We start from the raw sequence: 20,665 nt of genomic DNA, 5'->3' as shown, positions 1-20,665 counted from the left end.
GGAGTCCTTCACATTCGGCGTGGGTCTGCCCGACGCCGGAGGGCGGGTGCAACCGGCCGGCCCCGCAGCAGCCCCTCGACCCCGCCCGAGTCCAACGCTCGCGCATAAACCAGGAGCGCATCCCTGACTGCCGTCACGGTGTGCTCGATGTTCTCGTCGGTGTGCGCAGCCGAAACGACAAACGACTGTCCGAGCACACCGTGCTGGATCATCTCCTGGAGGAAGAGGGTGCGAAATTCCTGCGACGGAACGAGGTCCGGCCCCGAAGTCACAAAGATCAGGCACGAGGGCCGACCTGTCACCTGGAAGTACCGCGACAAACCTCGCTCAGCGGCCACCGCGTTGACCCGGTCGGCGAGGACCGTCCCGATCTGCTCCATTCGCTCGATCGGCCGTTCACGTTCGTATGCCGCGACCACGGCTCGGAATGCCGCCAGGGCACCGGTCTCGGGCCCCTGCGTGGTGGAAAGCAGGAAGACCCGATCCCGGTCGGTTCTCAGTCCGCCGAGTTCCATCAACTCGCGTCGGCCGGCGAGCGCCGCAATGGGGAACCCGTTGCCCATCGCCTTTCCCCATGTCGACAGGTCCGGTCGAACTCCGTAGGTGGCCTGAGCGCCATGCTCCGACCAACGGAAACCGGTGATCATCTCGTCGAAGACGAGTACCGAGCCGTGTCGATCACACAGAGCGCGCACGCCTTCGAGGAATCCAGGTGCCGGCTCGGCAAGCGCGGTCGCGGCTTCGAGCACCACGCAGGCAACCGGCGCCGCATCGAGCACGGTGGCGAGCGAAGAGAGATCGTTGTAATGGAATCGAACTGTGCGTGCAGCGACCTCGTCGGGAATTCCGCTGTCCATCTCGGTGCTGCCGATGAACCAGTCGTCGGTGGAGTAAAAGGGCTGGTCGCAGATTGCGACCAGTTCGCGACCGGTGTACGCGCGCGCCAACCGGACTGCCGCGGTGGTCGCATCAGAACCGTTCTTCGCGAATTTCACCATGTCTGCGCCTGGAACGATTCGGAGAAAATCCTCGGCCGCAAGCACTTCAAGTTCGGTCGGCCGGGTGAAGTTCGTTCCGTTCGCGATCGCCGAGCAGACCGCCTCCACCACCGGCCGGTAGCCGTGCCCGAGGGTCACCGACCGCAGACCCATTCCGTATTCGACGTACCGGTTTCCATCGACATCCCACACCATGGCACCCGACCCGCCGGCCACTATCGGCGCCATGCGCTCGGGGTACTGGTCGGCCCCACGCGCATAGGTGTGCGCACCGCCCGGAACCAGCTCGTGCAGTCGGTCCTGCAGTCGGTTCGATCGATCGAATGCAATGGCACTCATGGCCGTCTCGATGTGATTTGCATGGATGCCTCCACAGCCACGGGTCGAGTTGAGGGCGGTCTCCATGTCGACGGTATACCCTGGTCAATGGTTTGGTGCGATGTCTCCAGAGGGTCGACGCGTCCGATCGGCGGCCACCGATGACTGGCGTGGTGGGAAGCGTGAACGATGAAGAGCAGCACGTACGCGGCCAGCGTCGGATCTCCGGCGGCACACGCCGACGCCGGCGCATTCTGTCCGCATTCTGCGCCATGGTGGTTGCCATAGTCACCTGTGGACTCCCGGTGTACATACGACCGCAGGCCGATCCCCTACGGCCCGCAGACGCGATACTCGTTCTGGGTGGATACGACTGGAGTCGCTTTCCGTACGGGATCGAACTGGGAGTCGAGGGGTGGGCGCCACAAGTAGTTCTTTCGGATCCATACGGGCCAGACAACACCTGGTTGACACAAGCATGCCGAACCCCACAACCGGGAATTGAGTTGACCTGCTTCGTTCCCGATCCGCCGACAACTCAAGGCGAAGCGCGGGCACTTCGGCGAATGGCAGCAGAGCACCAGTGGCAGCATGTCATCGTGGTCACCGCCACTCCGCACATCTCCCGGGCAAGGTACATACTTGAGCGTTGTTACGACGGAGCGTTGACCATGGTCGCGAGCCCGGGCGCCACATCCCCACTCAGGTGGGCATTCGAGTACATCTACCAGACCGCCGGCTATGTGAAATCCTTTCTGCAAAGAGGCTGCTGATGCGGTCAGCACCGTCCCACCACATCAGCGAACTCACCAGAAGACTCCTGCTCACGCACCGGCAGGAGATGCTGCTGCGGTTCGCCCGAATCTGGGCGTACCCGCTGTGGTGGAGTGCAACTCGGTCGGACGAGGCCGACATGGTCGTCGCGGACGTCGACTGGTGGATCGAGTGCATCAACGCCGACCACCTCAGTGCGCTCGACAGATACTCCCGCTTCTCCTACCTGGCGGGCGCACTTCCCGAGTTTCGCACCCTCGTCCACTATCGACTCGACGACCTGCACCCACTCTCACGAATGCTGCTGCGGACCCTCTATCGCCCTGAGCGCACCCTGACGCTCGACGCGGCCCGGATCGGGCCGGCCCTGTTCATCCAGCACGGTGTCGGAACGATCGTCACCGCGGAATCCATCGGAAGTCACTGCTGGATCAATCAACAGGTCACCATCGGTCACGATGCCACCGGGCGTCCCACCCTCGGCGACCACGTCCGGGTCGGGGCGGGTGCGGTGGTGCTGGGCCCGATCACGCTGCATGACGGAGTGACCGTCGGTGCGAACGCCACCGTCGTTCACGACGTCGCGGCCGGCGAGACCATGGTTGCCCCGCTCGCACAGCCCCTGTTCCGAGACCGACCACCGGCTCACGACTGATCGGCAGGCCGCCGCCGAACAAGTTTGGGTGCCCACATCAGATCCGGAACTACCTGCGCCACAACGACACCGAGCGCCGCAGCGCACACCACCCCGATCGCTCCGAGCGGACCGGCCGCTGCCGCACCCAACCCAAGGCTGATCACCGCCATCACCGCCACCCAACCGGCCTGCCACCTCGCCTCACGCGGCCGCGTCAACAGCACGCTGGCCGGCAGATGAAGCGCCTGGGCGACCAACAGCACACCGAACCCCAGCGCCAGGCCAGCCGAGACCTCGATGTGCCCGCCGGACAGCACTGATGCCACCCACGGCCCGAACAGCGTAAGCCCTGCCGCACCGACTGCCGCCGTGACCGCGCACAGCGCTACCAGCCGCCACCACATACGAACTGTCTCCCTGGTCGCGCCGCGACGCTTGACGAAGACCGGCCAGTAAGCAAGAGCTGCGGTCGACAGGACCACCCACCCGGCGCCGTACATCTGCGCCGTCAGCGCGTACCGGGACAACTCCTCCGCCGTGGACAGGTGTGCGAGGAGGAGCCTGCCGGTCTGCAGCCCGATCGGCAACCCCACCCCGACGAGGAACAGCCAGAGACTGCCCTCCAACAGGCGTGGCCGATGCTCGCCAACCGCGGCGAATGCCGACCACCCGAGACCGGACAGCGACAGCGCCAGCACAGTTCCGAAGACATGCGCGATGAGCACCCCGCCGAGCGAGGACAGGACGTACCAGATCCCCTCGGCGCCGAGCACCCAGAGCACCGCGGTGACGAGCAGGGCGAATGCCGCGCTGCTCATCATCACGAGGGTCGCCAGCTGGTTCCGGTCGATCCCGATCAGGATCCGGACACCAAGTCCGCCCGGGACCGTGAGCGCGAAGATCACGGCGGCGACCGTGATCGCCCACCGATCGTCCGGTCCGGTCGAAAGGCCGACGAGGATTCCCCAGGTGTCCGTCGCCATCACCACACCCGCCGCGACGCACAGTCCCAGCGCGACCCCGGCCAATACCCGGTATGCGCGCCGAATGACGTCCACCGCTGCGGGATCCCGGTCCGGGCCGGTCAACTGCGCACTCGCGGTCAGCACGACCGCGCCGATACCGAGGTCCGCGAACGGGAACAGCAACGTCACGGTCGCCACGAGCGCGACCAACCCGTACACGGCCTCGCCGGTCTCCCGGACGATGATCGCAGTGTTCGCCAATCCGAGGGCAGCGACGAATGGGGTGCCGACGATGCGATACACGGTGCTTCGCACCAGGGCACGACGCTCCCCGGGGGCCAACCTGCCGGACTCGACGGTCATTCGCGGAGGACCTTCAGCATCACGATCCGGACGGCGTTGAGCCCGGCATAGGCCAGTGCCCACGGCCCCGGACGGCCGTGCCGCCAGGCCGCCGCGACCGACCGCCGCACTCCTGCGATCGAGCGGGCCGAGACCGCCGCGCTGACCGGGCTGGTGCACAGGTAGTCGCCGCGCACCCGCGGCGACTCGCTGCCCAGATGACGCAGTCCCCAGTCGACGTATTCGTCGGTACGGTCCCGGGCGCTACGGGACAGGGAGTGACCACCGACATGGTAGGTCCCGAGCGGTTCCGGTAGTTGAATGACGACCAACCCGGGCATCGCCGCCTGCACGCGCCTCAACCAACTCGGCTCGTCGTGCGGCGCGTCCCCGTCGTCGTCCCACGGCACCGCACGTCCGATCTCGGTTGGGAAGCAGAGCGTGGAGGTCTGCAGCATCGCTCCGCCGACTCGCAGGTCGGTGAAGCGGAACAGGTACTCGGTCACCGACTCGTGCGGGTCGATCAATCGCCGCGGCCAGACCCGACGCACTCCGGGACCCTCGACGAGCACACGTGACGCGACCACCCATCGCGCCCCGGCGTACGCTTCGACTTGCCGGAACTGACGTGCGAGCTTGTCCCGGTGCCACTCGTCGTCGTCGTCGAGCAGTGCGATCACAGTCCCGCTCGCGGCATCGATCCCTCGCTGTCTGTGTTGCCCGGACCGCCCTCCGGGGGCCGTCCGGACCACGACCACGCGCCCCTCGACCGGCAGGCGCAGTTGGACGTCGGTGTCTGCGACGACGACAATCTCGGCCACCGGATACGACTGATCGAGAGCCGACTGCACCGCACGTGTGAGCGTGTCCCTCCCCGTCGTCGGGATGACGACACTTACCCGCGGCAAGAACGGGCCGAGAGGCCTGCTCACGGCGGGTGCCGGTCGATGTCCGACCTCGACGGAAAATGTCCGGCCAGGAAGAACAACGCGATGCAGCCAAACACGGGAAGGCTGTTGTAGTTCCACGGCTCGTAGAGCAGGTCCCAGATCCCCTGCACTGCAATGACTACCACCAGCGGAAGCCAGATTCCGTAACGGTCACAGTTCCATATCAGGCCGGCACATGCGACGAGAAGCCACATCGGCAACAGGATCGCGAGCAGGCCGCCCTCGGCCCACGATCCGAGCAGCACGGAGTGGAGCGCGGAGTACTCCTGCACCGGCAGCCGCCAGTAGGCATCGAACGGGAAAGTCTCCGGGAAGCCCATGCGCACCGCGAGGTGTTCGGCCGCGGTATACACCTCCGGCGTCAGCTTCTCTGCACTTCCCCACCCGAGCAGTGGCCGCTCAAGGATCGCGGTCAGCGTCATGGGGGGCTCTGTGCGGCCCGCCAGCAGGATCGGCAGACCCGTAGCCTGCTGCTCGATCGTCTTGTGCTGCAGAGCAGAACCGAACAGACCGGTCCGGGCGACGATCGGCATCAGGTACGCAAAGAGCATCCCGAACACCGCGATCCCTGCGAGCTGCCACCCGCGTGCGATTCTGGTGCCTAGGACCTGACGGGTGCCCACGATCGCCGCGGATATCAGACACACCAGCGCATGTGACCGGTAGTTTAGGCCGAGACTGGCCAGACCCACCACGACGAGTACCGTCGGGAACGCCCACCGAGGCGCCCTGACGAACTTGGTCATCACGAACAACAGAAGGATCGTCACCGCCTGCGCGATGCCATACTTCCACAGGTCGAGGAATCTGCCGGTCCTGGTCAGTTCGATGCCGCGCAGCAGAAAGAAGACCACCGTGCCCGCGGCGATGCCCGCAAGCGCGGTCGCGATTTCGTCAAGTCGGCGGCCGGTGATCACGGTCAACCCGATCAGATACAGCGAGAACGCTGCCGGAGCAACAGCATTGGGCCACAGCAGGCTGACCTCGTTGATCAGGCACGCGGCGATGAACGAGACCCACCCGAGCGCCGCGAGAACAAGCGGAAGCAGATCGACTCCGCGGTGCGTCAGCAGCAGGAACGCGGGGACCAACACCAGGCAAACCAGGGACAACCCAGTGACAGTGAAGTTCGCGATTGGCACGAGCGAGCTGGCCCCGAGCACGAACACCAGTACCCGCCCCACGGCAGCCCTGCGCTCCTCCTGCCGCTCGCTATACGTGCGGCCGGGAGCCATTCCGATATCGGTCATGGGCTCACCCCTCCACGCCCCATGCAAGCCGGCCTGATCCGCGGAGTCCAACCTCAAAACAATAGCGACTCTTGACACGGTTGGGGGCCGATCTCGTAACGTTGGTTGCTGAACCAACCGCTCATCGGCGGGGAGGTGCGCATGACTGATTCGCGATCGACGAGATCGTTGGCAGCACTGCGCCGTCGTTCCTACGACAAGGGCCGCGGCGCGCTTCCCCAGGCACTGTGGGTAGCAACCTCGACTCTGGTGTTTACCCAGGTCTGGTGCCCGAACCGGGTTCGCTGCGCGCTGTTGCGGTGGTTCGGAGCCGACATTGGGTGCGGCGTGCTGATCAAGCACCGAGTGAACGTGCAATGGCCGTGGAAACTGTCGATCGGATGCGATTCCTGGATCGGGACAGGGGCAGACCTGTACAACGTTGACCGGATCGCGATCGGGTCGAATGTCTGCATCTCGCCGCATGCCTACTTGTGCACCGGCAGTCACGACCGGTTCTCGCCGGTATTCGAGTACGACAATGCGCCGATCGTGATTGAGGACGGTGCATGGGTGTGCACGCGGTCGGTGATCTTGCGCGGGGTGACGGTGGGCAGCAACGCGGTGGTCGGTGCCACCTCGGTGGTGTCCACGGACATCCCGCCCGACAGCCTCGTCCGCCCGCCTCAGGCAAGTGTCACGGCCGGCTGAGCGCGGTGCGGATACTTCAGGTGGTTACGCTGATCAGCCCGGACGGCGCGTACGGTGGTCCGGCTCGCGTGGCGCTGAACCAGTGCGCCGCGCTCGAGTCGACAGGAGTGGACCCCCTCCTCGCGGGTGCCACGCGGGGGTACTCGACCGTCCCCACCGAGGTCGACGGTGTACCGGTCCGCCTGTTCCCGTCCCGGACCCTGCTACCCGGGACCGGATTCGCGGGTCACGGCGCCCCCGGACTGCACCGGTGGTTCCGTCGGCACCGTCGCGGATTCGATCTGGTCCACATCCATTTCGGGCGGGATCTCGTCGTGCTCCCCGTCGCACTGGCTGCCCGGCGGCACCGAATTCCGTATGTCCTGCAGACACACGGAATGGTCGCGCCGTCCAGGCACCCGCTCGCGCGCCCCCTCGATGCCGTCTGGACCCGGCGGGTGCTCCACGACGCCGGTACCGTCTTCTACCTGACGTCCGACGAATGCGACGGATTGATGTCGGTCGGGGGCAACGGGCTTCGACTGGTCAACCTGCGCAACGGTGTGCCGCGGTTGCCCCGCGCCGCCACCAACGCCGCGATGCCGGAAGTGCTCTTCGCGGCCCGCCTCCACCGGCGCAAGCGACCCACCACATTCGTCCGCATGGCACACGCGCTCCTGGAGGACGACGTCCGGGCCCGGTTCACACTGGTCGGACCCGACGAGGGCGAGGGGGCGGCGGTCCGCACGGCCATCGGATCCGATCCACGGATCAGGTGGGAGGGTGCGCTCGACTCGGCGCAGGTTCCGCACCGGATGGCGGCGGCGAGTGTGTTCGTGCTCCCCTCGGCCCGAGAGCCGTACCCAATGGCGGTGCTCGAGGCGATGGCCGTGGGTATACCTGTCGTGGTGTCGAACGACTGCGGACTCGCGGCGACCGTGATCCGCGCTCACTGCGGAATCATCGCAGCTCCAACACCATCCGCGATGGCGGAGGCGGTTCGCTCGTTGCTCGCGGACTCGACCCGGGCAGCCGAGATGGGCGCCCGCGGACGGTCGATCGCTCGGCGGGACTTCGGGATGGGTGCCATCGCTGGGCAACTGTCCGAAACCTATGCCGATGTGATCGCGAACCGGTCATGACGTTCCGAACGGTTCCCCGTGCCGTCGCCCTCACCGCGGCGGCGGCGGCCCTTGTCCTGGCGAGCGCCCTCGTGACGACCTCGATCAACAGATCGGGAGACGGATCAGCGGCGACGACGACCCGCCTGCACATCGCGGTGGTCGGAGACGACTACTCCGCCGGCAGCCGGAACAGGGAGGTGTGGCCCACCCTGATGGCCGACCGCACAGGATGGACGGTCTCGAACTTCGCGCTGCCCGGGTCCGGCTACGCGGCCGACGGCGCCGGCGGGCACGCGTTCACCTATCAGGTGGACCGAGCGAGGGCATCGCGACCCGACATCATCCTGATCGTCGGTGGACTCGAGGACACCGGATTCGCCGACCCCGAACCGGACGAGGCCGGGCCGGTCCCCGCCGGACCGATCGAGGTTGGGGCCACCGACGCGATCCGGAAGGTCGTCCTCGGCGGCGAACGGCCCCTGGTCGTGGGGCCGACCTGGTACGCGGCGCCGGCACCGGCGGAAGTGACCTGGGTGTCCAACGAGGTTCGCTCGGTGGCGCAGGCCCTGGGCGTGCCGTACACCGACGCTTCGGACCCGCCCTGGCTGACCGCCGATCTGATGCAGCCTGAGATGTCGGCCCCGACCGACGAGGGACAGTCCGTTCTCGCGGACAGGATGATCGACTGGATCCGTTCGGTGGTACACCGGTGAGGCGGCGACAGGGCGTGGCACTGCTGGCAGCCGCGGTACCACTGCTGATCGGCACCACAGTCATCCTCACCCCCGAGATCTTTGCCCCCGCCACCGCCAACTCCCCCAACCGTGTAGTCCAGCAGCACGGCGCCGGAACCGAATTCCCCCCTGCCGTTCTGTTCCTCGGCGATTCCTATACTGCTGGCCCCGGTGTCGCCGAACTCTCCTACGGCTGCCTCGCTGCGACCCAGATCGATCGGTTGTGTGCACTGTCGGCTGTCGTCGGCACCGGCTACATCAGCGGGGGTCCCGCCAACCGCTTTCCCGTCGACTCCGGTGTCGGCGCGTCCACCTCGTTCGCCGAACGCATCCCGACGCTGACCACCCGCTACGCACCCGACGTCGTCGTCCTCGACGGCGGACGCAACGACCTGTTCCCCCCGAGGGACGACGTCCGCAAGGCGATGATCCATACGATCACCGAGGCGCGTCGTGCCTGGCCCCAGGCAACCCTGATAGTGCTCCGGCCGCGCTATCTCGCCCACCCCGACGATGACTTGGGTTTCAACGACGAGTTCATGGCGAGTCTCAAGGCCGACCCTGCGGCTGCAGGTGTGCTGTTCCTCGACCCCGTTGCCGAGACGTTCTCCAGTGAGGACACCACGGCGCTGCTCGGTCCGGACGGCATACACCCGAACACGACCGGTGTCCGACGATTCGCGGACGGACTGGCGGCGGCCCTTCGAGCCCACGGTGTCGGAGCCAACCGTGTCGGGGAGCAACCGTGAATGCCGTGGTGACCGACTACCTTTGCATCCTGCGGGCACGCTGGCGACTGGTTGCGGGCGGAGCGCTGCTCGGGTTGGGGGCCGCCGTCGTGCTCCTGCTCCTGGTCCCGCCGACGTACCGGTCGAGCGCCACCCTCTTCATCCGTACCCCCGGCGACATCAGCCTCGTCGTCGACGGGGGCGACTCGTATGCTCAGAATCGCGCGCGGACCTACGCGCAGCTGGCCCGTAGTTCCGACTTTGCCGAAAGGGTTGTCGACTACGGCAGCATCGACATGCTCCCTGACCAATTCGCCCAGAACGTGTCCGTCTCGGCCCGTCCGGGCACCGTGCTGATCGACCTCACCGTCACCGCCTCGACCGCGACAGAGGCCGAAAGGGCCGCAGATGCGGCGGTGTCCGTGCTCTCGCAGTCCGTGCGGGCACTCGAGGCGGTGCCGGAATCACTCGTGCCTCGCGCCGAACTCGTCGTCATCGATTCGCCCGACACACCGGCTCATGCCTTCGCATGGGGGGTACCGGTGGCGTGGGTCCTGCTGGGAGCCACGGCGGCAGGCGCACTGCTCGGGGCGCTTGGTGCGGTGCTGCGTTCGATCTTCGATCGTTCGGTGCGCGATCCTCGGGACGCCGCTCGGATCTGCGGCCTGCCCGTCCTCGGGACCATCGGCTCGCGTCGATCGGGTTCGGTCGCCGACGACGCCGGCATGCTGTGGCGCCGACTGCGAACCGCACTCGGCGACAACGACAGCGGCGTCATCGCCATTTGCGAGCCTTCGACCGGGACCGCCGCCATCGAGGTAGCGCTCGCCCTTGCTGCCGCCATGTACGGTCGAGGCCACTCGGTGATCCTCGTCGATCTCGACCTCGGTTCGGGCAATCTGACACGGCTGACGGGCGACCCGGGCCGGCCCGGCGTCGCGGACGTGCTGCTTGGCCGCGCATCCGTGGCGACTGTGGTGTTCGAGGGTCCCCACGGACCGTTGCTGACGACGGGCGACACGAGAGGCTTGCCGATCGGCCTGGTCGATCGGCAAGCCCTGTCGGACCTCGTGAGTGAGCTCCGCATCCGCTACGAGTGGGTGGTGCTGCTCTGCTCCCCGCTGCGGACCGCTGTCGCGACGACCGACGTCGCCGATGGTTCGGACGCGTTTGTCATGGCGGTTCGGTTCGGTACCACCACAGAGGACGAGCTGCGCGAGGCAGGCAGCTTGGTTCCACCGGTTCCGGTCACGGGGATCGTCGGTCTACACGCCGCAACGGGACGAGCCGGTTCATCCGGCCACGCACGCTGGGCGTCCAGGGAAGGGGCAGGTGTATCCCGATGAACGTGGCGATATTTTTCGGTGCGGTGAGCCGCTATTGGCGACTGTTCACGGCTGTCGTCGCCGTGTGCGTCGCCCTCGCTGTTGCCGCATCGGTGGCAACTCCCACCGAGTACGTGTCCTCGACACGGCTACTCGTCACCCTGAACGGCTCGACGACCGCGACCGCCTACGAGAACGACGACGTGGTGTCGGGACGCGTGAATTCCTATGTGGCACTGATGACGAGCGATGCGGTCACCCAACGTGTGGTCGACAAACTCGGACTGAACGAATCCGCGGACGAGTTCGCGACCAAGGTGAACGCGACCATCGTCCCGCCCCGGACCAGCTTGATCGACGTTGCGGTGTCCGACACCTCACCGGAGCAGGCGACGCTGCTGGCCGATACCCTCGCCGACGAGTTCATTGTGTACACCAACACGCTCGAGACACCGACCGGCGTGGACGGGCAGAGGGTGCAGACCAGTGTGGTGTCCACGGCGAGCATTCCGCATGAACGCCTGCCGGGACGGTGGCTGCTCGGTGTTCTCGGACTGCTGGCAGGTGTGGTGGCGGCATCTGTGGCGGTGTGGATCCGTAGCCGAACCGATCCCGTCCTTCGGACACCGGATCGCGCAGCCGAGGTGGCCGGCGTGCCCGTGATTGGGTCGGTCGTCGCGACCCCGACAAATGCACGGGAGCGCGAAGGATACCTGCGGCTGCGGGCCCGCCTGAGATTGACTCGACCCGGATCAGACACCTCGCCCGGTGACTGCCAGATATGGATGATCGCCTGTGTGGCAGGCGAAGAGAACACCGATGCTTTTGCGGTTGCGATGAGTCTGGGGCAGGCAATGTCTCGGGACGGCGCGGGAGCAATCGTGATCCACACGCAGCCACGGGCGTCAGACCAGGACGGCGTCCCCGGTTTGTTTGACGTCCTACTCGGGGCTGCGCCGATCGACCAGGCCATCCACGTGAGACGGAATGCGCTCCCGGACTTGATGTCTGCCGGGTCCCGGACCGACAGCTCTGAGGAACTTCTGGCGTCGACCGTCATGGACCGAGTGCTGGTCGATCTGCGTTCCCGCTACCGCAACGTGATCCTGGATGCGGGATCACTCTTGTCGAATCCCACGGCATCGTCACTCGCGGAGTGCGTCGACGGAGGACTGATCGTCATCCGTCTGGGCACGACTCGGCGTCGCGACCTCGTCCAGGCGGTCGCCCGCCTGCGGGACGTTGCAACATCCGTCACAGGGGTGGTGGTGTGCACCGGTTCCGAGGTCGACTCACGTGCCACCGACCTGGACAGGGCACACCAACACGACGAAACTGGCCCACCCCATCACAGCAGGTCGATCGTGGGTGGGAACTCGAAATCCGTCCACCGGTAGCCACTGCGTCCAGAGGGAGTATGACGTGGACCTTTTCGACGTCACGAGAGCATGTTTCCGACGCTGGTACATCCTGCTTCCGCTGCTGCTCGTCACCACCTGGTTCAGCTACGATGCGTACAGTTCTGCGAAGCCTGTGTACTACGCGAACACCGTCATCGGTTTCTCTCCTCCCAGCGTGCGGATGGACACACCCGGCCCGCTGTCCAACGAGGTGCGCCGAAATGGCCTCTTGGACATCGGCGGCGCGGCTCTGGTGGCCAACCTGACCGCGTTGGGTCTAAAGGATCCTGCCGTCGTGGGCCGGATCATCGCGGCGGGAGGCTTGCCTGACTACAGCGCCAAGGTATTCCCGATCGTTCCGCCGAACCCTCAGCTACCTCTCGTGATGGTCGAAGCGTCCTCTCCGGACCCCGCCACAGTGCCCAAGACGCTCGAGTTGGTCACAGCACAGACCGAAGTGACCCTGCGGACCCTGCAACAGCAGGCCAACGTGCCCGACGACCAGATGGTGTCGTCGTTCGTGGTGTCCCCGCCTGGCGACCCCATAGGTGCGATGCCGACCCGTACCCGTTCCACTATGGCGCTGTTCGTTGCCGGAGCCGGACTTTCAGTGTTGGTCACTGTCGTTGCCGACGTCCTGCTCAGCCGCCGCCGTAGGACGCAGGCGCGTCCCCCCGACGCCAACATGGTGGATAGCGCCGCCGTCAGACCCGGTGGCCCCCAGCTGTCCAGCCAAGGCTCGAACGGGAACACTCGGGCCACCTCGAGCTCCACAGACACCTCATGACCGCAACAGGCTCACTGTCGCCCACCGATACCGAGCAGGATGTTGCCCCCGGTAACGGACTACGAGAGCGGACTCCGTGGCTTCTCGGATTTCTATGCCTTCTCATCCCGATACTGCCGGCGTTCGTCGTTCTGCCAGGCCCACTGAAGAGCAACGGTTCGCCAGCACGAATGGTCGCGGTCGCGCTATTCGCGCTCACGATCCTCGGATTCGTCCTGGTTCGACGAATGCCTGCCCGCCACACGATAAATCCCGGCGCTGTCCTGCTGGTCCTGTACTTCCTGCTCAATCTCGTGATCTACGCCGTCGGCCTGCTCCACGTGGGAAACACCCTCGTCGAATCAAACAAGACCCGTGCCATCATCAACCTGACGGCCAATGTCGGGGTAGCGCTTTATGCACTCGATCGCGTCAAGACGATCCGGCAGCGGACCTTCATACTCGGATGCCTCGCAACGGGACTGGCATTTGCCTGCCTCGTCGCGATCCTACAGAGCACCCTGGCGATCGACCTCCGACTCCTGTTCCGGCCCCCGGGATTCGTACTCAATCTCGACGAACAGATCCTCGAATTGTCGCGGCGCCAGGGAACGATCCGGGCAGTGGGCACCTCCCAACATCCAATCGAGTTCTCCGTGCTGGCCGCGATCGCAGTCCCCTTGACGATTCATCTCGCCCGATATGCCACGCACCGCGTGACGCACGTACTGTCCGTCATTGCCTGCGGCATGGCGTTGATCGCCATGCCGGCGGCAGTCTCGCGGACGGGTCTTCTCGCCATGGGAGCCGCGCTACTTGTCTACATGTTCGCCTGCACCGTGCGACAGATATGCACCGCGGTCGTCGTAGGGTGTGCGGGATTCGTCGGGTACGTCATGCTCCTTCCCGACACCGTTGATGCGCTATGGCGCACGATCACGGGATCGGAAGAAGACCCCAGCATCCTAAGCCGCACCGAGGACTACGCAGCAGCATCGGAAACATTCAGGGCACATCCGCTTTTCGGCATCGGACTCGGTGCGTCACCGCCCGGCGCCTTCCGGTTCCTGGACAATGAGTGGCTGCAGGCGGTCGTCCAGGGCGGTGTGGTGGGCGCGGCTGCCATGATCCTGTTGGTTGGAAGTGTGAGCTTCGGTATCGCGGCGGGATTGCGACGCGTCAGGTCGCGACGCGAGCGCGACCAGGTATACGCGATCGGATCGATGCTGGCCGCAATTCTCGTGTCGAGCTTCACCTTCGATCTGTTCTCATTTCAGCAGGTGACACTGATCTTCTTTATCCTGTTGGGCCAGTTGTGGTCGACGTTCTCAGTGCCAGTGTCCGACAGGTCCGCTCTGACTCTTCCCAATGCACAATGACTCGAGGTCTCCATCGTGCCGTATCGCCGAATGACAATTCGTGCCCTGATGAGTCCCGTTCTTACAGTGGCGCTCCTGGCCTGCACAGCGTGCGCGCAGACCGATGTCGACATCCCGATCGAACCGAACAATCCGGCCCTGCGGCCGATTGACGGGGGAGATGACTACTACAGTCGCTTCGTAAACCCCCTCCCAACCTCAGCCGACTTCTTTCCGCTGGGTGTGTGGTTCACAGACACACAGTCGCCGGAGGACATCGCCGTGGATCGCGCGATCGGTGTGAACACGTATGTGCAACTAACATCGGACAGCAACCTGGATCTGATCAGGGCCAATGGAATGTTCGCCATCACCGACACGCCCGACCCACGCGCATCGGCCCAGCTCACCGCGGACGAGGTCGACATGTGGGCCGGCGCCGGCGATGCCGAGTGGACTGGAAGAACACCTCCGGACGTCCCTATCTGTAATCCGGAAGGGGAAGGGTGCGGATACGCCGTGATGGCGGAGCTCCGGGATCGGATTCCTCGGCAGGTCATGGTGTATTCGAACTACGGAAAGGGAGTCACCTTCTGGCAGTCCGCGGAAGAGGCCCAGCGATTTGTCAGCGACTATCAGGACCTGGTTTCGGTAGACAACTACTGGTTCACCGACGGCAATATCTGCCGAGCCGATGAGGGTGGCGCGTTGAAGAACAACGGTACAGCCGATCTGACTCGATCGGACTGCCGCCTCGCCGCCAACTACGGCCTCACGACACGACATGTGCGCTCACTCGTTCAACCCAGAGCATCGATGCCCGTGTGGAATTTCGTCGAAGTCGGGCAGCCCTTCAAGGAGGCTTCCGACAGCGACATCACGGGCCCGAACATCCGGGCAGCGGTGTGGAGCAGCATCATCAACGGGGCGCGCGGAATCATCTACTTCGTGCACAGCTTCGGCGGTCCGTGTCAGTCGTACAATGTACTGCGAGATCATTGCGGGGATGCGATACGAGGCGACCTTGCAGCGGTCAACCAGCAAGTCACCCGACTGGCACCGGTCTTGAACGCGCCCTTCGTCGACGGGTTCGTCCGATCGACCGGCCCGGTCGACCATTCCACGAAATGGCACGACGGACACTTCTACGTTTTCGCCGGGTCAACCCAGACCCAGCCGTCAGCCGCAACCTTCACCGTGGCCTGTGAAGCTCCAACCACCGTCGAGGTCATCGACGAAAATCGGACGCTGCCGATCGAGAACCGGATCTTCCGTGACGACTTCGCAGACGGTGATTCGATCCATCTCTACCGCATCAACGGAGATCGGTGCGGGCTGTCCTGACACGGCACCGTGACGCGATCCCCGCCAGGAGGACGGTCAAGAAGGCAGTCAGGATGGCATCGTTCGACTGCTGTCGTCGCGTTCCCACCTCGCCGCCGCGAGCACACCGCTGCGAACACGTGCCGCGGCGACCGTGGCAGCGCACCGTGCTGCGACGGCCATTCCCAGGTAGACGGCGGCGTCGACGGCGGACTTCGGCCCGCTGATCGAACCGACCACCGCGCGCGCAATCTCCGGCGCTGGCCACGGCGCTCGCCCCGCCTCCCGCCACCCCTCGTCGGCCAGCAGTTCGACGTTGCCACGACGGTAGCGGGTGAGGATGGCAAGGAGACTGGTGATGTTCGTTGGTGTGGTGACCACGGACGGGACAGTGGGCACCACCGCTTTCTCTCCTGCCGCGAACTGGGTGTCAACGAAGAAGTCGTCTCCCGTGGCAGTGGGAAACCGCCCGATGCGCTCGTGACCCTCCTCGCTGAGACCGTAGACACCGGCCCCCCACATGGCCGTCTTGTGCTGCGGAATACGCTGCCGGGCACGATAATAGCTGCGGACCATGCCGCTGGCGCCGGCCGCGTCGTACCGTGACGTGGGGCGCGCAACCAGGATGTCCCCCGCCTCGAGTCGGTCCAGCACGGACAAGACAGCTTCCGCGGAGATCCGGATGTCGGCATCGAGATAGAGTCGCGGCCACAGTGTGGCTTCCTCGTCTCCTGCGTTGAGGGCGGCAGGCTTCGACCCGTGCGCCAGCTCTACCACCCGCATTCCCCGGATGCCGCGAACAACGTCCGCGGTGTCGTCGGAGCAACCGTTGCACACCACTATCAGCTCGAAATATCCGTCCACCACCGCCCTGCTCAGCGCGGTGAGCGTGCGGGTGATCACCGCCGACTCGTTGTGGGCCGGAACAACTACGGCACCACGCCGCAGTGGACCTGTCAGCCGCTCCCCCTCCGGGGCATGCTGGGTGGAGTGAGGCAACTCGGACCAACGACGCCTGCTCAGCAGTACGGCGAGCGTTCGACGATGAGCCGAGTCGTATGACCTCAGCAGTTCCGCGAGGGCCGCCGTACCCCGAAAGCACACCGAGAACAGCCGACCGTGATGCCGTTCGACGTAGCGGACACGGTTGACAGCCATGAGGGTGTCAAGCGCCGGTGAGGTCCCCGATCCGCCACGGCGGTGCGTCACCACCGCCGATGGCTCGAACCGAACCCGGTATCCGTTCTCGCGCACCCGGCGGAAGTAGTCGGTTTCCTCGGAGTAGAGGAAGTACTCGAGATTCCAGTCCCCCAACTGGCGTACCAATGCCCCCCGAATCAGGATCGCCGCACCGGTGGCCCAATCGACATCATGCGCCACATCGTAGTTCCGGAGTCGATGGTCGGTTTCAGCCAGAAATCCGGGTCTCCACCGAAGATGACCGCCCAGGACGGCATCACCCACCGATCGCGACAGCGACGGCTCCCGACGAACTGACGGGTAGGTGGCGCCCGTCTCGTCGAGAATGCACGGCACCACCGCACCGATTCGTTCGTCGGCACGCAGCGCACCGAGCAGACGACCCACCGCGCCGCGCCCCAATGTCAGGTCGGGGTTGAGGATCAGAACGGCGTCGCAGTCGCGCACGTACGGTAACCCCGCATTGATTCCGCCGGCATAGCCGAGATTGCCACCCGCGTCGACGAATGTGACATCGGCGTGTGCACGAACCGCGGACGCGGTGTCGTCGGACGGCGAATTATCCACGACGACAACTCGAATCGGGCGGTCGAGGGCGACCAACCTCAGGTCCTCGATCAGCCGCAACACGTCGGATGAACTGTTGTAGGTCACCACCACAACAGCGATGTCGGCGTGCTCGTCCACTGCGGCGAACACCCACTCACCGGCCCTCAATCGTCACGTCTGTCCCGGACATTCAACCCCCTGTAGGGAGGTAATCCACGTGCAGTCCAAGGGGCTTCGCCGCAGGTTGCCGCCAGGGATCTGGAATCCCCCGCGATGCGGGTCCCACAATCGACCAGTAGCCGATCGACTCAGCGAATCCGATGACGGTGTCGTCCGGCCCCAGGAGGGTCCGCAAGCGTGAAAGCGCCTCCGTGTCGAGGTTTGTCAGCAGCACGGACTCCCGCGTCCCCCTCCTCGCGAGCCGCCCGCGCAGGCCCTGGATATCGGCTACGTCGAATGAGCATTCCCGGCCGCGCCGGTCGAGCGACACCGGCTCGGCCAACCCGGAATCAATACCGTCTTTCGGCTCCAGTGCGATGACGGTCAGCTTCGATTCACCACAGTCGTCGAGGACACCGTCGATGTCGAACCTAATGTCCGCCAACACAACCCGCAGCCGCCCCGCCACCCGCCGAGCCGAATACGCCCACCATGTACCGCGTAGCCACCGGTACCGCCACCGATGCCGGGCCAGGAGCCGACGGCGATCCCGAGTGCCGCCACCGACAAGTCCGCAGGTGGTCACCATCGGAGCCTGTTCTGGATACTGGCGCCCGACATGCAGGTGAGCGTCTTCCAGGTGCGCGAGGTTGATCGTGAGACTGTTGTGGGTCAGGGGAATCTGCCCCACAACGACCCGAAGGCCCAACCGCCTCATCCGGGCGCCGTACTCGACGGCATAGGCATGCCATGCCAAGGCGTAATCGGCGGAAATCGGCTCCCGAACGAGCGTGTCCCGTCGCGCCATGAACAGCACCTCGTCGACACTGTCAACGTCGACGAGGTCCTCGCACACCCTCCCCACCAGCACGGTCCGATCGCGAATCTGCCCCTCGAGCACACCGGCCCGGTTTGTGCCGATTGCACCGACCAACCCGATCTCACTTTTCCCTGACAGGATTGCCGCCAACTCTTCCAGCCGGGTGAGGGAGTGCAAATACACATCCTGGTGGACGAAGACGCATACGTCGTTTCGTGCCAGATTAACCCCGTGGTTGAGAGCGTCGCCTGCGGTCGCAAACTCACCCCGGGAGTTCTCGACAACAATCAACTCCGTCTGGGGAGCTGCCGACAAGTGCTCACCGACCGACCTGGCCAGGCAGTTCCCGAGAACTTCGGGATTGTTCGATACGCACACGATCGACACCGCACAACGAGCCTCTTCGTGTTGCAAATCGGTCTCTGCCACAACGAATCCCCTTTGACACCGAGCACCACGAACGATACCCGCACCGGCTTGTGGGAGTCGAGATCAATCCTGAACAGTTCCTTGTCGAGTGAACGCCACCGACTGTAACGTCACTGTGGAAGGAGCACTGAGGACACCGCGGCGTCGAGACGCCCAAAGCTCTCGCCCCGTCCATGCACGATGGGATGCGGTGCGTGGAGTTGCCCCGCGGCGATAGCGGAGGGGAGTCCGATGGACTGCCAGATCCACGCGTCGGGTTGCCCGATGGGAATCGGGCCGCGATGACCACACCGAGACGCGGAACCCGACTTCCCGAGAATCCGCACGTATCGGACGCCGCCACACAATCGACCACACTCGCCCTGCGCGCGCGCCGAGGCGCCCTGTGGACTGGGGCGAGCGCAATCCTGGTCCGCTTCAGCAACGTCCTCGTCATGATCGTCGTTGCCCGGATAATCGCACCCGATGAGTTGGGCGTCTATGCCCTGGCCATCACGGTCCACGGGCTCGTTGTCTGTGTCGCCGCCTGGGGCGTTGGATCCGCGGTCGGACGCAGGGATCTCGACGCGGACAGGCTTGCTCCGACGGTGACGACCTTCACCATCGCCAGCAGTTGCTGCACCGCCGCCGCGATGATTCTGGGCGCCGGCCCTCTCGCCGCTGCGCTGGGCACTCCACAGGCTGCGGGACCGATCCGGATCCTTGCCATCGCCGTGGCATTGACCGGGATACTAGCCGTTCCGGTGGCGCAGATCCAACGGACTTTTCGACAGCAGGTGACGTTCCGAGCGAACGCGTTCGCATTCGTGGCCAGCACCATCACGCTGCTGCTGCTCGCGACGGTCGGCAACGGCGCCGTGGCGTTTGCGTGGTCTCGGGTCGTCGGTCACCTGGTCGTCGGCATCACGATTCTGCTGTCGTTGGAGAAGCGGTACCGTCCGGGTTGGCAATCGCAGTTCGTCGTGCCGTTGCTCCGCTTCGGCGTGCCGGCAGCGGTCGGCGGCGTACTGTCCCAACTGGTCCTGAACATCGATTTCGTCATTGTCGGACGTTCGTTGTCGACGACCGAGCTGGGGCACTACATGTTGGCCTTCAACATCTGCTCGTGGCCTACCGCAGTACTCGGCGCAGTCATGAACGAGATTGTGCTACCTGCATTTTCCGGTGTGCGCCACGCGGGCGGCGACCTGACTGCGACGGTCTCGCGGGCCGTGCGGACCGTGGCGCTCGTCGCCTGCCCGATCGCGGCATTCACCTTCGCCTTCGCCTCGCCGCTGATCGAAACGCTTTACGGCGGAAGGTGGCTTGCCGCCGCGCCCGTCGCGAGCGTGCTCGCCCTGTACGGGGTGATCTACGTTCTCACCCTGCTGTTCGACAACATTCTGCTTGCGTCGGGGCATACTGTGTCGATGTTCGTGGTGCAGGCCGTGGCGCTGGTCACCCTCATTCCGACCCTGATCGCCGGAGTCCGACTGAACGGAATTCTCGGGGTGGCGGTCGGCCACATACTCGTCGCCGGCGTGGTGACCCTGCCCATGTACCTCATTGCGATCCACAGCAGTACCGGTGCCGGCCTCGGCGTAATGCTGCGGGCTGTGTCGAGACCGTGCCTCGCGGCCGCCGCGGCCGCTGGCTGCGCGCTACTGGCGACCGGAGGATTTAACCTTCCGATCGCGAGGCTTGCGGTCGGCGGTGTCGTCGGGCTGATCGTCTACATCGCGGCAGCCGGTGAGCCCCTGCTCGAGTTGCTCCCCGCCCGTATCGCCGACCAACCGATCATCCTCTTCCTTGCGTCCTCGCCACGGCGACTGGCGGACTTCCGGCCACGACGTACGCCCGTGTCTGAT

General features: G+C 65.4%; 18 protein-coding genes and 1 pseudogene. 13 read left to right on the top strand and 6 right to left on the bottom strand.

The annotated features are described in order from the left end of the window. Positions 1-8: 8 nt before the first annotated feature. Positions 9-1,337 carry a glutamate-1-semialdehyde 2,1-aminomutase gene (locus tag AC1DU4_RS17390; protein WP_477841890.1) on the bottom strand — a complete coding sequence of 443 codons (1,329 nt, stop codon included), beginning with the start codon at positions 1,335-1,337 and terminating at the stop codon, positions 9-11. A gap of 140 nt (positions 1,338-1,477) precedes the next feature. Between AC1DU4_RS17390 and AC1DU4_RS17385 the strand changes: the two genes are divergently transcribed. Both AC1DU4_RS17385 and AC1DU4_RS17380 read left to right on the top strand, forming a co-directional pair. Further along, positions 1,478-2,089 carry a YdcF family protein gene (locus tag AC1DU4_RS17385; protein ID WP_477841862.1) on the top strand — a complete coding sequence of 204 codons (612 nt, stop codon included), beginning with the start codon at positions 1,478-1,480 and terminating at the stop codon, positions 2,087-2,089. Next, positions 2,089-2,745: a serine acetyltransferase gene (locus AC1DU4_RS17380; protein ID WP_477841860.1), complete on the top strand. Its 657-nt coding sequence runs from the start codon at positions 2,089-2,091 to the stop codon at positions 2,743-2,745. Before AC1DU4_RS17385 ends, AC1DU4_RS17380 begins: the two co-directional genes overlap by 1 nt. Here AC1DU4_RS17380 and AC1DU4_RS17375 read toward each other — a convergent pair. Genes AC1DU4_RS17375 through AC1DU4_RS17365 form a run of 3 tightly spaced genes read right to left on the bottom strand, consistent with a single transcriptional unit; the run spans position 2,736 to position 6,234 of the window. Further along, on the bottom strand, positions 2,736-4,055 hold the full coding sequence (locus tag AC1DU4_RS17375; RefSeq protein WP_477841858.1) for a lipopolysaccharide biosynthesis protein: 1,320 nt from the start codon (positions 4,053-4,055) through the stop codon (positions 2,736-2,738). The genes AC1DU4_RS17380 and AC1DU4_RS17375 overlap by 10 nt on opposite strands. After that, positions 4,052-4,966 carry a glycosyltransferase family 2 protein gene (locus tag AC1DU4_RS17370; protein ID WP_477841856.1) on the bottom strand — a complete coding sequence of 305 codons (915 nt, stop codon included), beginning with the start codon at positions 4,964-4,966 and terminating at the stop codon, positions 4,052-4,054. Before AC1DU4_RS17370 ends, AC1DU4_RS17375 begins: the two co-directional genes overlap by 4 nt. Then, positions 4,963-6,234 carry a hypothetical protein gene (locus AC1DU4_RS17365; RefSeq protein ID WP_477841854.1) on the bottom strand — a complete coding sequence of 424 codons (1,272 nt, stop codon included), beginning with the start codon at positions 6,232-6,234 and terminating at the stop codon, positions 4,963-4,965. The genes AC1DU4_RS17370 and AC1DU4_RS17365 overlap by 4 nt, the downstream gene beginning before the upstream one ends. A 141-nt stretch (positions 6,235-6,375) precedes the next feature. On the opposite strand from AC1DU4_RS17365, the gene AC1DU4_RS17360 reads away from it, so the two are divergent. The 10 genes and pseudogenes from AC1DU4_RS17360 to AC1DU4_RS17315 all read left to right on the top strand — a co-directional run bounded on the left by AC1DU4_RS17360 (position 6,376) and on the right by AC1DU4_RS17315 (position 15,682). After that, complete coding sequence (locus AC1DU4_RS17360; protein ID WP_477841852.1) at positions 6,376-6,924, top strand: LbetaH domain-containing protein; 549 nt, start codon at positions 6,376-6,378, stop codon at positions 6,922-6,924. 20 nt (positions 6,925-6,944) lie between these two features. Next, positions 6,945-8,045, top strand: a complete 1,101-nt coding sequence (locus tag AC1DU4_RS17355; protein ID WP_477841850.1) for a glycosyltransferase — start codon at positions 6,945-6,947, stop codon at positions 8,043-8,045. Continuing rightward, entirely contained in the window at positions 8,042-8,740 is a 699-nt protein-coding gene (locus AC1DU4_RS17350) for an SGNH/GDSL hydrolase family protein (RefSeq protein ID WP_477841848.1), read from the top strand. The genes AC1DU4_RS17355 and AC1DU4_RS17350 overlap by 4 nt, the downstream gene beginning before the upstream one ends. Positions 8,741-8,754: 14 nt before the next feature. Further along, positions 8,755-9,510, top strand: a complete 756-nt coding sequence (locus tag AC1DU4_RS17345) for an SGNH/GDSL hydrolase family protein (RefSeq protein ID WP_477841847.1) — start codon at positions 8,755-8,757, stop codon at positions 9,508-9,510. Then, positions 9,507-9,758 (top strand): annotated as a pseudogene (locus AC1DU4_RS17340) (Wzz/FepE/Etk N-terminal domain-containing protein); the annotation flags it as partial. The gene AC1DU4_RS17345 and the pseudogene AC1DU4_RS17340, both read left to right, overlap by 4 nt. Positions 9,759-9,839: 81 nt before the next feature. Further along, on the top strand, positions 9,840-10,835 hold the full coding sequence (locus tag AC1DU4_RS17335) for a hypothetical protein (RefSeq protein WP_477841894.1): 996 nt from the start codon (positions 9,840-9,842) through the stop codon (positions 10,833-10,835). Beyond that, the gene (locus AC1DU4_RS17330; protein ID WP_477841845.1) at positions 10,832-12,211 is read left to right on the top strand and encodes a Wzz/FepE/Etk N-terminal domain-containing protein; all 1,380 of its coding nucleotides are present in this window, start codon (positions 10,832-10,834) and stop codon (positions 12,209-12,211) included. Before AC1DU4_RS17335 ends, AC1DU4_RS17330 begins: the two co-directional genes overlap by 4 nt. Positions 12,212-12,236: 25 nt before the next feature. Further along, positions 12,237-13,001 carry a hypothetical protein gene (locus AC1DU4_RS17325; RefSeq protein ID WP_477841843.1) on the top strand — a complete coding sequence of 255 codons (765 nt, stop codon included), beginning with the start codon at positions 12,237-12,239 and terminating at the stop codon, positions 12,999-13,001. Next, positions 12,998-14,359 carry an O-antigen ligase family protein gene (locus tag AC1DU4_RS17320; RefSeq protein ID WP_477841841.1) on the top strand — a complete coding sequence of 454 codons (1,362 nt, stop codon included), beginning with the start codon at positions 12,998-13,000 and terminating at the stop codon, positions 14,357-14,359. Before AC1DU4_RS17325 ends, AC1DU4_RS17320 begins: the two co-directional genes overlap by 4 nt. Positions 14,360-14,425: 66 nt before the next feature. Then, positions 14,426-15,682, top strand: a complete 1,257-nt coding sequence (locus tag AC1DU4_RS17315; protein WP_477841839.1) for a hypothetical protein — start codon at positions 14,426-14,428, stop codon at positions 15,680-15,682. Between the two features lie 48 nt (positions 15,683-15,730). On the opposite strand, the gene AC1DU4_RS17310 is transcribed toward AC1DU4_RS17315, so the two are convergent. Further along, the gene (locus AC1DU4_RS17310) at positions 15,731-17,560 is read right to left on the bottom strand and encodes a glycosyltransferase (RefSeq protein ID WP_477841837.1); all 1,830 of its coding nucleotides are present in this window, start codon (positions 17,558-17,560) and stop codon (positions 15,731-15,733) included. Between the two features lie 40 nt (positions 17,561-17,600). Continuing rightward, positions 17,601-18,818 (bottom strand): glycosyltransferase, encoded by a 1,218-nt coding sequence (locus AC1DU4_RS17305; RefSeq protein WP_477841835.1) that lies wholly within the window; start codon positions 18,816-18,818, stop codon positions 17,601-17,603. A gap of 173 nt (positions 18,819-18,991) precedes the next feature. Between AC1DU4_RS17305 and AC1DU4_RS17300 the strand changes: the two genes are divergently transcribed. Beyond that, the coding region (locus AC1DU4_RS17300) for an oligosaccharide flippase family protein (RefSeq protein ID WP_477841833.1) at positions 18,992-20,665 on the top strand (1,674 nt) is incomplete at its 3' end.

The organism is Rhodococcus sp. P4_F5, from assembly GCF_056401315.1.
Note: the sequence above shows the minus strand (reverse complement) of the source record. Positions and strands in the feature narration are given on the sequence as shown.

Bases quoted from the DNA above. Each gene is read 5' to 3' on its own strand.
- AC1DU4_RS17390 (WP_477841890.1), bottom strand. From the start codon at position 1,337: ATGAGTGCCATTGCATTCGATCGATCGAACCGACTGCAGGACCGACTG.
- AC1DU4_RS17385 (WP_477841862.1), top strand. From the start codon at position 1,478: ATGACTGGCGTGGTGGGAAGCGTGAACGATGAAGAGCAGCACGTACGC.
- AC1DU4_RS17380 (WP_477841860.1), top strand. From the start codon at position 2,089: ATGCGGTCAGCACCGTCCCACCACATCAGCGAACTCACCAGAAGACTC.
- AC1DU4_RS17375 (WP_477841858.1), bottom strand. From the start codon at position 4,055: ATGACCGTCGAGTCCGGCAGGTTGGCCCCCGGGGAGCGTCGTGCCCTG.
- AC1DU4_RS17365 (WP_477841854.1), bottom strand. From the start codon at position 6,234: ATGACCGATATCGGAATGGCTCCCGGCCGCACGTATAGCGAGCGGCAG.
- AC1DU4_RS17360 (WP_477841852.1), top strand. From the start codon at position 6,376: ATGACTGATTCGCGATCGACGAGATCGTTGGCAGCACTGCGCCGTCGT.
- AC1DU4_RS17350 (WP_477841848.1), top strand. From the start codon at position 8,042: ATGACGTTCCGAACGGTTCCCCGTGCCGTCGCCCTCACCGCGGCGGCG.
- AC1DU4_RS17330 (WP_477841845.1), top strand. From the start codon at position 10,832: ATGAACGTGGCGATATTTTTCGGTGCGGTGAGCCGCTATTGGCGACTG.
- AC1DU4_RS17320 (WP_477841841.1), top strand. From the start codon at position 12,998: ATGACCGCAACAGGCTCACTGTCGCCCACCGATACCGAGCAGGATGTT.